This is a genomic window from Aquicoccus porphyridii, assembly GCF_008369105.1.
GTDB lineage: Bacteria > Pseudomonadota > Alphaproteobacteria > Rhodobacterales > Rhodobacteraceae > Aquicoccus > Aquicoccus porphyridii.
The window spans coordinates 35867-48371 of sequence record NZ_VINQ01000018.1 but is presented as its reverse complement, the minus strand read 5'-3'; the positions used below and the strand labels follow the sequence as shown (position 1 = coordinate 48371).

The window sequence follows — 12505 nt, the reverse complement described above, 5'->3', positions numbered from 1 at the left end:
TTCGTTGCCGGTGCCAAAGTAATCTCAAGACGTGATGCGCAAGAGGATCACCGAGGCGAAAAAAGCGAGCAGGCCGAAAGCAATACCGAAGCTTGTCGCGTATTGAAGTATATCCAGGCGGTTCCCTTTCCGCCGTTGCGCCAGATAGCCACCCCAGAGCGCCCCTCCGACAAAGCCTGCGAGCACCAGCATCACGATTCCTCCGATTTTGATTTTTCTGAATTGAAACGTCGTCTGACCAATCCGACGGTAAAGGCTAGAGCCCAGACCGCACAGATGAGCGCCAGCGATGTCCAATCACCGAAACGTGCGTAAGGTGTGGGCGCAAGCGCTGTCGGCAGGCTGGCATCTATGACTCCAGTTTGTCCGGTCTCGAGGCGCGCGATGATCTCTCCCTTGGCGTCGATGATCGCGGAAATCCCGGTGTTGGCCGCCCGGACTACAGGAAGCCCTTCTTCGACCGCGCGCATGCGCGCGGAGGCGAGGTGCTGCTCGGGTCCGATGCTGGTCCCGAACCAGGCATCATTTGTGGCGTTGAAAATCCAGTCGGGGCGAAAAAGGTCATCGACTACCTGGCCCGGAAAAATGATTTCGTAACAGATCGCCACCGCGACCAGAGGCGCACCCGGGATCGCCAGCGTGCGTGGCCCTGGTCCTGGCGTGAAATCACCCAAACCTTCGGTCAGCCGCTCGATCGGCAGCCAGCCTCTCAGGGGCACATATTCCCCGAACGGAACAAGATGATGTTTTGCATATCCCGTCAGAATTTCGCCGCTGCCGTCATAGGCTTGAACCGTGTTGAAATATCGGGTTCCCCCATCGCCCTCTACGCGGTCAGGCACGCCTGTCAAAAGGATCCTGCCGTCTGGCAGAACCGTGGATAGCCGCCTACGCGCCAAGGCGTCCTCGTCCAGAAAACCGGGAAAGGCCGTTTCCGGCCACAGCAACAGGTCGAAGCGTCCAGGTTGCGCCGACAAGCCCAAATATTTCTCCAGCGTTCGCTCGCGGCTGCCCGGTGCCCACTTCTCGACTTGCGGCACATTGCCTTGGACGATGCGCAAAGCGCTGTCCGTCGGAGGCACATTCGTCCCTAAACGCAGCGCGCCGCCACCCCAGAGGCCCATCACCACAACGGCGAAGAGCACGAGAACAGGCACGCGTCTGTTTGGTGCCGCCACAATCAACACACCGGGCAACAGCCCTATAAAGACCGTGAGAAAGCTCAGCCCATAGCTTCCTACCCAGGCGGCGGGTTGGCGCAGAGCGGCGTGTTCGACAAGGGCATAAGCGGCAAGGTTCCAGGGAAACCCTGTCAGGACATGACCACGCAGCCATTCTGCGGCAACCCAGCAGGTTGCAAGCAGAAGACCTGCCGTAGTGTCGCCGACAGCACGGCGCTGCATGATGGTGGCAAATAACATCGCCGCAATCGCCGGGAAAATGGCCAGTCCGGCGGACAGTCCCGCGACTGCCGGGATCGCAAGGGCACCGAAACGTTCGGAATCGACGTAAAAGCTCTCGGCGATCCAGGAAACTCCAAACCCGAACTGGCCCATTCCGAAGACCCAGCCGATGAAGAAGGCAGGCGCTGTCGAAACCTGCCGGAGGACGAGAAAGAGTGCTGAGAAGGCGACTGGAACAACGATGAGCCATGAGAATGGTGGAAGGGTTAAAACCGTTAAACCGCCCGCTGCAAAGCTAATCCCTGATCGCAGGGGAATGTAACGGCCACGACCCGTCAGTGGTCGCAAGCCCGCCATCATGTGCCTGTTTTCAACTTGGCGCTCAACCAAGGGGCTATGAGCAGTAGGCCCACGCCACTGACCACGAAAACATCCGCCATGTTGAAGGCGGGCCAATGCGTGGATCCGACATAGAAATCGAGGAAGTCCGTCACACTCCGAAACCGGATGCGGTCGAGGACGTTGCCGAGCGCGCCACCGATAATCGCACCATAGGCGATAGCCTCAACCGGGTTGGCAGTGCGCACCAACATGACGGTCAACCAGCCGCAGACAGCGAGGGCCAACGCCGTAAGGCTCCACCATGGCGCGCCACCAAGTAATCCGAATGTCACGCCATCGTTGCGCAGGTAGATGAGATTGAAACCGGGAAAGACCGGAATTCCGGCGCTCAAATCTGCCGCATTGGCGACGACAATTGCTTTTGTCACCTGATCGACAAGAAAAGCAGTTCCAGCCGCAATGAAACCTTGGAAATGGGTCAGTTTCATCTCATCCTCCCAGCCATACATCGAGGAACAACATGATCACGAGGCCGGCTGCGAGACCGAGTGTCGCCCTGTTTTGATGGCCTGAACGGTGGGTTTCGGGAATGATTTCGTGGCTGATGACGTAGAGCATCGCCCCGGCGGCGAAGGCGAGCCCCCATGGCAACAGCGGCTGCGAGATGCTGATGATCCCAGCCCCAAGAAGCCCGCCTACCGGCTCGACAAGACCTGTCAGGGCGGCAATCCCCCACGCACGGCGCCTGGAATAACCCTCACCAAGCAATGAGACCGCTACGGCGAGACCCTCGGGAGCGTTTTGCAGCCCGATGCCAATCGCAAGCGGCAAGCCACCAGACAGACCGTCAGCCCCAAACCCGACACCAACGGCGAGTCCTTCGGGGAAATTGTGGATCGTGATCGCAATGATGAAGAGCCAGACGCGGCGCAGCGAAGCAGCGTCTGGGCCTTCCCGCCCCGTCTTGAAATGCTCATGCGGCAGCCATTCGTTCATCAGAGCGACCGCGCCCATGCCAAGCAGGATCGCAACACAAACGATGGCCGCCGGGAGAGCACCGTTGTCGAACTGTCCTTCGGCTGCATCGAGAGCCGGGATGATCAGCGAGAAAAACGAGGCCGCGAGCATGACACCCGCTGCGAAGCCAAGTAGCAGATCGCGTGTAGCCCGGGATGGGATGCGCCCGAAAAGAACGGGGATCGCCCCGACCGCGGTCAGCGATCCGGCGGCCAGGCTTCCAAGAAAGCCAAGGGTAATTGGGGAGAAGGGTTCCAAGCGCTGAGGTCTCGCCGATACGTCAGTCAGCGGCCGAATAACTGCTAAAGATCTCGGTCGATCCATCGCCGCGGATCAGGAAGACCTCATAAGCCTCACGATCGTCTTCCGGTCCCATGCCCGGCGATCCATAGGGCATTCCGGGCACCGCCAACCCCACTGCATCTGGACGCTCATCCAACAAACGCTGAATGTCTGATGCCGGTACATGTCCTTCGATCACGTAGCCGTCGACCAAAGCCGTATGGCAGGAGACCATGCGCTGAGGCACGCCATTGTCGAGTTTGAAGCGCACAAGAGATCCCCCGAACATGTCCTCGCCTGTCGGCGCGAATCCGCTTTCCTCGAGGTGCTTCATCCAGGACAGACAACAGCCGCAGCCGTTTGTCTTCCGGACATCAATCTGGATCGCATCGGCGACAGCTTGCGCCGCGGGGAACAAGGCCAGCGTGACTGCAAGGGCGAGAGCCAGTCGTTTCATGGATTAAAGCCTTTCGGTTGTTGTTTGCATAAATTCGCTGGTGAGCCTCTCGGCCAGTAGCGTGCGTGCCTCAGCCAATCGCTCAAGTGCAGCCGTGTCATCCGCATCCCGCTCGGCCGCCTCTGCCAGTCGGTCGTCTGAGAGAGGATCCGTCGGGCGACCATCGACAAGAACCTCATAATGCAGATTGGGGCCGGTCGCGGTGCCGGTCGCACCGACGCGACCGATCATGTCTCCGGCCATCACGCGCTGCCCTTGTTCGAGTGTGTCCGGCACCTCGCTGAGATGTGCGTATCGTGTCAGGGTGTCGGATCCATGCGCTATCTCCACCACCCGGCCATATCCACCGCGACGTCCGATGAAGCTCACGCGTCCGGGCGCCGTCGCTTTCACCGGCGTACCGCTTGCTGCAGCAAAGTCGACGCCGGTGTGCATGCGCACATTCCCATAGACTGGGTGTGTGCGACGGCCAAAGACGGAACTCAGCCGCGCTCCTTCCACCGGTTGGGCAAAGACACGCAGGACCTCTCCATCAACATAGATCGTCGCTTTGCCGCTGCCGTCATCCGGCCAGACGATCTCGTAGACCGTTTCACCAAGATTCAGTGCGGCAAAGGCAAGTTCGGGCTGACCGATCCTCTCGTTTCCGTCGCGCGCTTCGCGCCAAAGAAGAAGCATCGTCTCGCCACCGGAAAGTTCGCGTCGAAAATCCACTGTGCCGCCCAGCATCTGCGCCATGTCGACCGCAAAGCGAGCAGGGATGCCCGCCTTGTCCAATGCCGCGAAGACAGAGCTTTCGATCACTGCCTCGCCCGCGAACGTCACCATTTCAGGGTCTGGCTCCAACACGCGTGTGACAAGTTCCTGACCAAAGACCGTTTCGATCCGCACCCCATCGTCAACTGCCAGTTCCACGCGGCTCGGATTTCCGTCCACCTTTGAGATCACAGTGATCTCATGGCCCGGGCGCAATCGGCGCAGGTCATATTCTGCACCAAGCGCGAGCGCGATTTCGGCACGCGCAGGCGCAGCGATACCCGCGTTCGCCAGGACCGCATCCAGCGTCTCGCCCGACGCGATCTCACGCGACCAGGTTATCAAAGGCGGTTCAATCTCGGGCAAGGCGGTTTCTGCGAAGACGGATTGCAAGAGCGGCAGAGGTCGCATTGGGCTAGCATTGTCGGCGTGAAATGCAGCGGGCGGTGTCACATCGTAGTCGGCGATCTGAGGCATCGAGAGCGGATCGGGAGTCCAGAGGGTGGCTTCAGCAATCGCAGGAGGCACTGGCTCTTTGGAAAGAACGCCAGATATGGCGATGGCGGTCACCGAAAAAGCGCCTGCGACCACAGCGCTCGCCAAAACAATTCTAATATTCATGTTGCCCCCTCTACGTCTTCTGTCAGTGCACGCCGGATCTTCGGCACTGCGAATTCTCTTGGCTCGTGATAGTCAATCATGGTGACGAGTTCACCCTTGGCATCGAACAGGAATACGCTTGCCGTATGGTTCATTGTATAGTCGCCGCCTTCGGTCGGAACGCGCTCATACGAGGCACGAAATGCTTCTACAGCGCGGGAAATCTGGTCTTCCGGTCCCGTCCAGCCGCGAATGGCCGGATGAAAATAGCCGACATATTCGGCCATGGCCTCGGCCGTGTCCCGCTCTGGATCGACTGTGATGAAGACCACGTTCATCCGCGCGGCGTCGTCCCCGAGATCTTCAAGCCAACCTGAGATATCCGATAACGTCGTGGGGCAGACATCCGGGCAGTAGGTGAACCCGAAAAACACCATGGTCGGGCGTCCAATCAGGGCTTCTGGGCCCACTTCATTGCCTTCGTGATCGGTCAGTCGGAAATCCATCGCCGACAGGGGGAGAGGCCTTTGGCCGGCCGGTTTTGGTGCGCCGGGACCGTCTACCCGCCACCAGCCGACCCCGAGCATCAGAGCGACAGCGCCTACACCGGCTGCACCGTATTGGACCACATGCCGACGCTGCATCAGCTCTCCGGCCCGCGCGCGGCGATCCCCAGAATTGGGACCTCAACAGTCACTTCACCACCGTCCGAGAACGTCAGTGTCAGTGGGAAGGTCTCGCCTTCGATCATCGGGTTTTGCAGCTTCATGAGCATGGCGTGCAGTCCGCCCGGTTCCAATGCTACGCTTTGGCCCGGTTCAATCGTGATTTCGTCAGCAGGCGCCATAGAACTGACGCCGTCGGCGTTGGTTTTCGTCTCATGGATCTGGGGCATCACGGCCAGTGGTGTTGTAAGCCCGGTCAGCGTGACCGTGTCTTCACCGGTGTTGCGCACAGTCATATAGGCGGCACCAGGGCGGTTGACCCCGATTGAAGCACGGGACCACGCGTTTTCGACGACCACATCCTCCGAACCGGCAAATGCCGGAGTCGACATGCCCGAGAGCAGTAAGACAAGGGTCAAACCGTTGATGTAAGATAGTTTTGTCATGAAGAATTCTCCTGTATCTGGCCGAGCATCAACTTTGGCTGGCCGCAACTTCCGCCGCGACCAGTCGCCGCAGTTCTGCCTCACCAAACGGGTCCAATGGCTTGGCGTTGACGAAGAACGTGGGCGTTTGTCGAACGCCAACCGCTTCGACATCAGCGCGGTCCTGATTGAGCACGGCCACGACACCGGGGGCCAGCATCTGTGTCCGAGCAGCTTCGACATCCAGACCACCGCTTGCGGCAATCTCAAGGATCAAACCCGGTGCCGGAGTGCCATGGGACGCCCATCGCGGCTGCTCGCGCAGGACCGCTTCCAGCACGGGTTCGAACACATGCTGCATCCGCGCAGCTTCGAGAACACGGATCGCTTCCACCGAAGCGTCCCCGTGAAAGGCAGTGTATCGAATGACGACACGGACCGCATCACCGTGCTCAGTCATGATATCCTTGACCACGGGATAGAAGGCGCGGCAGGCCTCGCAAGCTGGATCGAAAAACTCGACAATCGTGACAGGTGCCGTTTCGGGGCCGAGGATCGGGGAATAGGGCCGGATCAGCACATCGTTCACTTCAGGCGCGACAGGGACTGCCTCTGCAATGGGTTGGGGGCGGGTGGCATACCAGGCCGCGCCGCCAAAACCTGCGGCACCAACAGCCAGAACGGATAGAACGAGACCGCGTCGATTCATGTTTGTTTTTCCTTCAGTGAAATGGCCGACAGCACCCCGATCATCGTGAAGGCGACAAGCGCCATCAGCGGAATCGGAATGCCGAAGACCACCTGGTTGTCGTCGGTACAAGAGGGGCCGGTCGCCTTGCAGGGCTGGATCGCCTCGGGGATCAGCCCGACATAGAGGCCGATGTGATACAACGCCACCGCCGCCCCCCCAAGCGCCAGCGCAACGCCATAGCGCCCCACGCGAGGATCTTGCCACCACAGCCCGAGCCCAAGAACGACAGCCAGGGGGAACATGAAGGCGCGCTGGAACCAGCAAAGGACGCAAGGCGTTTGACCAAGAACCTCGCCAATAAAGAGCACGGCAAGCGATGAGATAAGCGCAATGATCCAAGCAAGAACAAGGGCCGTTTCTCCGGAAAGTCGGGTCATGGCGATCAGATCCTCTCTCTCAGATCCGCAAGGATCTCTTCGGCGGGTGTGCCGTAGGGCCAGGAATCGGCGAAGCCCGCCTGCGGATCAAAAAGGAACAGGTGCGATGTGTGCCCCATTGTATAGCCATCCGGCGCGCTGGCCTCTTCGATCCGTTCGAAGTAGATCGGAAAGGTTTCAGCGGTCTCAGCGATCTGATCGGATGTTCCGGTCAGACCGATGATGCCTGCATCAAAGCGCGGCACAAAGTCGGCAAGAGCCATTGGCGTATCGCGTTCGGGATCAATCGAGATGAAGATCGGCTGCACTTTTGCGGCATCCTCGCCAAGTCCATCCATGACCGCCGCCACCTCTGCAAGCGTCGTCGGGCAGACATCTGGGCAATTGGCGAACCCGAAGAACACAAGCATCCAGCGACCCGCAAAGTCCTCTTCGGTGCGGATCATGCCCATATGGTCCGTCAGTTCGAACTGCGCAAGGAAAGGTGGTTCGGTCTCGGCTTGGGAAATATCGGCGCGGTAGTCCGCCCACAGTAACAGCCAGATGAAAACGAGCGCCGCGACGCCCGCCAATACCCATAGCACTTTTTGAAGACCTGAAAGCTTCACGCCGCTCCGCCCGAATTTGATTCTATATTTTAAGCGCGTTTACACCCTCTAGCTACTGTAGGTTCAAGCGTGATTCTTGCCCTGCGGCAGCACGTCACGCACCTGTGAAGCTAATGCTCTCTATTCAGCGCTTCAAAACCTGCCGTCACTCAATGTTTCGCTGCTTCGTCTGACCCTGCAGGTGGCCATCAAGGGAAGGCAACGGCAATTTCCGCTAAATCCGACGCCTGCGGAAACCGGGCCTGCAGATACAAAGCTGCTACGCAGATGCACTGCAAGCATGGGTCATTTTTTAAGGTATCAGTCTAAAATAACGCTTGAACCTACAGCGACTACAGGAACTACAAAGGACGCGAATCAACTGTCGGATCCTGCTCACGGCATGCACGCGCAAAGAACTTCATCCCATTCGGTTTTCCGCCCAACCCCAACTCGGTTGCGATTCACAGAAGCGAACACAGGCGGAAAGTGGAGAATGTCGCGATATGATCTCACTAGAATGGACGATGAACATGCTGAACTATCCCGATGCGGAAACCTTGTCCGGCTCGGATGCAGAAGCGCTACTCAGGAGGACGCAAAATGACACCTGAGATCGGACAATTCGCCCTTACCCTCGCGCTTGCCGTCGCGATTGTTCAAAGCATCTTGCCAATTGTCGGAGCAAGCACGGGACGCGTGCTTTGGATGGAAAGTGCAAAGACAACAGCGGTGCTTCAGGTGACGTTAGTTGCAATTGCGTTTGGCGCGCTCATGCGCTCCTTTGTTGTCAGTGATTTCACGGTTCGAAACGTGGTTGAAAATTCCCACTCTCTGAAGCCGATGATCTTCAAGGTTGCCGGCACTTGGGGCAGCCACGAAGGGTCTCTAGTTCTCTGGACCTTTATTCTCGTACTTTTCGGGGCTGGGGTCGCGCTGCTGGGCAGAAACATTCCGGTTGGTCTCAAAGCGCGAACTCTATCCGTTCAAGCCTGGATCAGCGTCGGTTTCCTGAGCTTCATGCTCTTTACATCCAATCCGTTCGAGCGGGTGTTTCCGCCGCCTCTGGATGGCACAGACCTTAATCCTCTGCTGCAGGACATCGGGTTGGCGATGCATCCCCCGCTCTTGTATTTTGGGTATGTCGGCTTCTCGATCGTCTTCTCCTTCGCGGTCGCGGCTCTGATAGAGGGTCGGGTGGATCCCGCATGGGCGCGTTGGGTGCGGCCTTGGACTCTGACGGCCTGGATCAGCCTCACTGCGGGGATCGCACTCGGCTCTTGGTGGGCCTATTACGAACTTGGCTGGGGCGGCTGGTGGTTTTGGGACCCGGTGGAAAACGCATCCTTCATGCCATGGCTGCTGGGTACGGCACTCCTGCACTCCGCTATCGTCACGGAAAAGCGGGACACGTTCAAAAGCTGGACCATTCTTTTGGCCATCCTGACCTTTTCACTGTCACTTCTGGGGACATTTATCGTCCGATCCGGCATTTTGACATCCGTTCACGCGTTCGCGGTCGACCCGGCGCGCGGCGTGTACATTCTCGGCCTTCTTGGCGTAACCATTGTCGGCTCACTGACACTTTACGCATGGCGCGCGCCTCAGCTTGGATCGGGTGGCGTATTTCGGCCGATTAGCCGCGAGGCGGGGCTTTTGCTCAACAACCTTCTGCTCGCGACCGCAACGGCGACCGTCCTTTTTGGAACACTCTATCCGTTGTTTGTGGAAGCGGTGACTGATGAAAAGATCTCTGTAGGACCACCGTATTTCAACGCGACGTTTATCCCTTTCATGCTGCCGCTAGTCATCATCATGGGAATTGGCCCATTCCTGTCTTGGAAACGGGCCGATCTTCCCGGTATCTGGCAGCGGCTGCGTTTGGTTTTTGGTATCGCGATTGGTGTTGCGGGGATCGTTTGGTACCTTCAGACAGACGGGCCCCTGCTTGCAGTGGTCTCAATAGGGATTGCAGCCTGGGTTTTTGTTGCAACGTTGCGCGAATGGGCGTTGCGCATCAAGCTCTTTGATTTACCCCTTTCACAGTCGCTGCGTCGCGCGCGGAACTTGCCGCGCGCTGCGCACGGTATGACGCTCGCGCATCTTGGCGTTGCAATGCTTGTGCTTGGGTTTGTAGGTTCCACAGCCTGGAAGGAAGAACGTGTTCTTTTCGCAGAACCGGGGACGACCGTGGAAATCGCCGGTTTTGAGGTAATATTCGACGGTGTCGAACGGTTGCGTGGTCCAAACTACATCGCACAACAAGGCCAGCTTCGCGTCTTGAAAGATGGACGGGAGATTACGCTTCTTCGTCCAGAGCGCAGAAACTATCCAGTTGCGGGGACGTCCACAACCGAATCTGCAATCCGATCAACGCTCAGAGGTGATCTCTACGTCACCATCAGTGAGCCTGCGACCGAAAAGGCGTCGGGCCAGTGGAATTTGCGCATTCTCTACGAACCACTGGTTAATTGGATATGGATCGGAGCGACGATGCTGGTGCTTGGCGGGTCCCTTTCGCTATCGGACCGCAGATTGCGGGTGGGTGCGCCGTCGCCAAAAAGCCGGTCGTCAGCGCTTCAACCGGCGGAATGATATGATGAAGAAAATCCTTCTCGCGATGCCAGCGCTGGTCGCAGTGGTCTTGGGTGGATTTTTGTTCTGGGGGCTCAACCCAGACCGAGATCCTAACGCAATTCCTTCCGCTTTGGTCTCCGAACCAGTTCCGGATTTTGAGCTTCCACCGGTAGAGAGCACGCAGACCCCCGGACTGTCGGCCGCAGCCCTTCGTAGCATTGGCGAGCCGGTTTTGGTCAATGTATTCGCTTCATGGTGCGTGCCCTGTCGTGCTGAGCATGCGGTGCTAACCAGGCTTGTTGAACAGGACGGTGTTCGGCTGATGGGGATTAACTACATGGACAAACCAGCAGATGCCGCAAACTGGCTGGAGGAGCTTGGCAACCCCTATGAGAGGATCGGATCAGACAGCGAGGGCCGGGTCGGTATCGAATGGGGTATTTCGGGGGTGCCTGAGACGTTTGTGATCGATGCGAACGGTATCGTAGTCTATCGCTACGTTGGTCCCATTGTGACGCCAGAGGCACAGGATGAAATTCGTGCTGCGTTGGCCGCAGCAGGTGGTCAATCATGAAGAGTTGGCTCTATTCACTGGTGCTGATGCTTGCCGCAACAACCGCGGCATGGGCTGTGGAGCCAGATGAGTTGCTGGATGATCCGGTGCTTGAGTCGCGCGCCCGGGAGCTCTCAAAGCAGCTACGCTGCGTTGTCTGCCAGAATCAGGATATCGATAGCTCAAATGCGGGTGTTGCCCGAACGATGCGCACCTTGCTGCGCGAACGTCTGATTGCAGGTGAAACAAATGACGAGATCATTGCGTTTTTCGTAGATCGATATGGTGACTTCGTCCTGTTCAGGCCGCGACTGAAACCCGCCACGTATCTGTTGTGGTTCGGACCAGCGGTTCTTTTTGCCGTTGGGATTGGCGTTGTCTTTGTCACAATCAGGTGCCGAAGCAGGGCCGTTCTTGATGGCACTGCTGATCCACTGAGCCCCGATGAAGAGCGTGAGTTCGAAGCCATTTTTCATGAAAATGAAGGACGGAGAGACCCATGATTTGGTTGGTGTTAGGCGCGATGGCATCCATCACTGTCCTTCTGTTCTTGTCCGGTCTCTATCGAACGGGTGAAGTCCTGAACAGAAAGGATGGAGCGTTGGTTATCCTCAAGGATCAGCTTTCCGAAATTGATACTGATCAAGAGCGGAATCTGATATCCGTTACCGAGGCCGACGCGGCCAGGGTTGAAATCAAACGCCGCATTCTGGCTGCCGGTCGGCTTGCGACACGTGAATCGTCGCGCGCAAGTGGGCGAAGCACCATCTTCGCGTCCGCCATTGCCACGCCATTGGTAGCCTTCGCTCTGTATTCTCAAATCGGCTCGCCACAGATCGAAAGCCAGCCTCTGGCGTCTCGCGCATCTGAAACCCAGGAAGCCGCAAACCTCTCAGAGTTGACCCAGAGACTAAAAACCCGGCTTGAAGCAGACGAGTCTGGTGGACCAAGTGATGGTTGGGTTCTGCTCGGTCAGACCTATATGCGTATGGCTCGTTACGATGATGCCGCCGATGCATTCGAACGCGTCACTGTCCGCGACAATGCAGATATCTCAACCCTATTGCTATATGCCGAGGCCTTGATCGCAGCCGAGAACGGGATCGTGACGCCGCAAGCGGAAAGCGTGATCGAACGCGCATCGGAGATGGACCCCGATGATCCAGGCCCAATTTTCTATAGAGCCCGGATCCTCGAACAGGACGGGGTTCCAGATGAAGCAAGGACGCTTTTGATCGAGCGCCTCAAGAGAGCGGATCGCGCCTATCCGTGGATGGAACTTTTCCTGTCTGTCGCCAACCGATTGGGGGAACAGGTTGGAGAGAGCCCTGTCACCCTAGCTGATTTCTTTCCGGACTCTCGGGACGCGCGTAGCCCCGGTGCGGCCGATATCGAGGCCGCTCAGGACATGTCGGTCGAGGAACGCAGCGCTTTCGTCCGCTCCATGGTTGACCGCTTGGCGGCGCGATTGTTGGATGACCAAGACAATCTTGAAGGATGGCTTCGGCTTGCGGAGGCGTACAGTGTATTGGGTGACTTTGATGCTGCCCAGAACGCCGCCGACAATGCGCGCACCTTGGCCGAAAGCCTTCCGGAAACCGACCCTATGCGTGCCGCCGCCACGGCCCGATTGGATCGGATCAACAAATAAATTGGGGCCGCGTGGTCTCAGATACATAACAGCTTTCCTTTCACCTGAAACTAAACCACTGT

The 12505-nt window shown here is 58.1% G+C and carries 15 protein-coding genes; 4 read left to right on the top strand and 11 right to left on the bottom strand.

The features are described 5' to 3' along the window. Positions 1–24 precede the first annotated feature (24 nt). From FLO80_RS18060 to FLO80_RS18010, 11 genes are read right to left on the bottom strand one after another with little or no spacing between them, the layout of a single operon-like run. On the bottom strand, positions 25–192 hold the full coding sequence (locus FLO80_RS18060) for a hypothetical protein (RefSeq protein ID WP_008282832.1): 168 nt from the start codon (positions 190–192) through the stop codon (positions 25–27). Further along, positions 192–1760 (bottom strand): apolipoprotein N-acyltransferase, encoded by a 1569-nt coding sequence (gene lnt / locus FLO80_RS18055; protein ID WP_230797763.1) that lies wholly within the window; start codon positions 1758–1760, stop codon positions 192–194. Before lnt ends, FLO80_RS18060 begins: the two co-directional genes overlap by 1 nt. Beyond that, complete coding sequence (gene lspA / locus FLO80_RS18050; protein ID WP_008282830.1) at positions 1760–2254, bottom strand: signal peptidase II; 495 nt, start codon at positions 2252–2254, stop codon at positions 1760–1762. Before lspA ends, lnt begins: the two co-directional genes overlap by 1 nt. Further along, on the bottom strand, positions 2235–3020 hold the full coding sequence (locus FLO80_RS18045) for a ZIP family metal transporter (RefSeq protein ID WP_008282829.1): 786 nt from the start codon (positions 3018–3020) through the stop codon (positions 2235–2237). Before FLO80_RS18045 ends, lspA begins: the two co-directional genes overlap by 20 nt. Before the next feature lie 22 nt (positions 3021–3042). Next, the gene (locus tag FLO80_RS18040) at positions 3043–3501 is read right to left on the bottom strand and encodes a DUF411 domain-containing protein (protein WP_008282828.1); all 459 of its coding nucleotides are present in this window, start codon (positions 3499–3501) and stop codon (positions 3043–3045) included. Between the two features lie 3 nt (positions 3502–3504). Next, positions 3505–4878, bottom strand: a complete 1374-nt coding sequence (locus FLO80_RS18035) for a M23 family metallopeptidase (protein ID WP_058243489.1) — start codon at positions 4876–4878, stop codon at positions 3505–3507. Further along, the gene (locus tag FLO80_RS18030; protein ID WP_037275514.1) at positions 4875–5501 is read right to left on the bottom strand and encodes an SCO family protein; all 627 of its coding nucleotides are present in this window, start codon (positions 5499–5501) and stop codon (positions 4875–4877) included. Before FLO80_RS18030 ends, FLO80_RS18035 begins: the two co-directional genes overlap by 4 nt. Beyond that, a complete protein-coding gene (locus FLO80_RS18025; RefSeq protein WP_008282825.1) occupies positions 5501–5968 on the bottom strand; it encodes a copper chaperone PCu(A)C in 468 nt (155 codons plus the stop codon). The genes FLO80_RS18030 and FLO80_RS18025 overlap by 1 nt, the downstream gene beginning before the upstream one ends. A gap of 28 nt (positions 5969–5996) precedes the next feature. Next, positions 5997–6656 (bottom strand): DsbA family protein, encoded by a 660-nt coding sequence (locus tag FLO80_RS18020; RefSeq protein ID WP_008282983.1) that lies wholly within the window; start codon positions 6654–6656, stop codon positions 5997–5999. Further along, positions 6653–7075: a disulfide bond formation protein B gene (locus FLO80_RS18015; protein WP_037239850.1), complete on the bottom strand. Its 423-nt coding sequence runs from the start codon at positions 7073–7075 to the stop codon at positions 6653–6655. The genes FLO80_RS18020 and FLO80_RS18015 overlap by 4 nt, the downstream gene beginning before the upstream one ends. A gap of 5 nt (positions 7076–7080) precedes the next feature. Continuing rightward, positions 7081–7647, bottom strand: coding sequence for an SCO family protein (locus tag FLO80_RS18010; RefSeq protein ID WP_008282981.1), 567 nt, complete (start codon positions 7645–7647; stop codon positions 7081–7083). A 618-nt stretch (positions 7648–8265) separates the two neighbouring features. Here FLO80_RS18010 and FLO80_RS18005 point away from each other — a divergent pair. From FLO80_RS18005 to ccmI, 4 genes are read left to right on the top strand one after another with little or no spacing between them, the layout of a single operon-like run. Beyond that, positions 8266–10257 carry a heme lyase CcmF/NrfE family subunit gene (locus FLO80_RS18005; RefSeq protein ID WP_008282980.1) on the top strand — a complete coding sequence of 664 codons (1992 nt, stop codon included), beginning with the start codon at positions 8266–8268 and terminating at the stop codon, positions 10255–10257. Positions 10258–10261: 4 nt separating this feature from the next. Then, complete coding sequence (locus FLO80_RS18000) at positions 10262–10813, top strand: DsbE family thiol:disulfide interchange protein (RefSeq protein ID WP_027263707.1); 552 nt, start codon at positions 10262–10264, stop codon at positions 10811–10813. After that, positions 10810–11295, top strand: coding sequence for a cytochrome c-type biogenesis protein (locus FLO80_RS17995; RefSeq protein ID WP_037240132.1), 486 nt, complete (start codon positions 10810–10812; stop codon positions 11293–11295). Before FLO80_RS18000 ends, FLO80_RS17995 begins: the two co-directional genes overlap by 4 nt. Next, positions 11292–12443: a c-type cytochrome biogenesis protein CcmI gene (gene ccmI / locus FLO80_RS17990; RefSeq protein ID WP_027263709.1), complete on the top strand. Its 1152-nt coding sequence runs from the start codon at positions 11292–11294 to the stop codon at positions 12441–12443. The genes FLO80_RS17995 and ccmI overlap by 4 nt, the downstream gene beginning before the upstream one ends. Positions 12444–12505 lie beyond the last annotated feature (62 nt).

Bases quoted from the DNA above. Each gene is read 5' to 3' on its own strand.
- FLO80_RS18060 (WP_008282832.1), bottom strand. From the start codon at position 192: ATGCTGGTGCTCGCAGGCTTTGTCGGAGGGGCGCTCTGGGGTGGCTAT.
- lnt (WP_230797763.1), bottom strand. From the start codon at position 1,760: ATGGCGGGCTTGCGACCACTGACGGGTCGTGGCCGTTACATTCCCCTG.
- lspA (WP_008282830.1), bottom strand. From the start codon at position 2,254: ATGTATGGCTGGGAGGATGAGATGAAACTGACCCATTTCCAAGGTTTC.
- FLO80_RS18040 (WP_008282828.1), bottom strand. From the start codon at position 3,501: ATGAAACGACTGGCTCTCGCCCTTGCAGTCACGCTGGCCTTGTTCCCC.
- FLO80_RS18035 (WP_058243489.1), bottom strand. From the start codon at position 4,878: ATGAATATTAGAATTGTTTTGGCGAGCGCTGTGGTCGCAGGCGCTTTT.
- FLO80_RS18030 (WP_037275514.1), bottom strand. From the start codon at position 5,501: ATGCAGCGTCGGCATGTGGTCCAATACGGTGCAGCCGGTGTAGGCGCT.
- FLO80_RS18025 (WP_008282825.1), bottom strand. From the start codon at position 5,968: ATGACAAAACTATCTTACATCAACGGTTTGACCCTTGTCTTACTGCTC.
- FLO80_RS18020 (WP_008282983.1), bottom strand. From the start codon at position 6,656: ATGAATCGACGCGGTCTCGTTCTATCCGTTCTGGCTGTTGGTGCCGCA.
- FLO80_RS18015 (WP_037239850.1), bottom strand. From the start codon at position 7,075: ATGACCCGACTTTCCGGAGAAACGGCCCTTGTTCTTGCTTGGATCATT.
- FLO80_RS18005 (WP_008282980.1), top strand. From the start codon at position 8,266: ATGACACCTGAGATCGGACAATTCGCCCTTACCCTCGCGCTTGCCGTC.
- FLO80_RS18000 (WP_027263707.1), top strand. From the start codon at position 10,262: ATGAAGAAAATCCTTCTCGCGATGCCAGCGCTGGTCGCAGTGGTCTTG.
- FLO80_RS17995 (WP_037240132.1), top strand. From the start codon at position 10,810: ATGAAGAGTTGGCTCTATTCACTGGTGCTGATGCTTGCCGCAACAACC.
- ccmI (WP_027263709.1), top strand. From the start codon at position 11,292: ATGATTTGGTTGGTGTTAGGCGCGATGGCATCCATCACTGTCCTTCTG.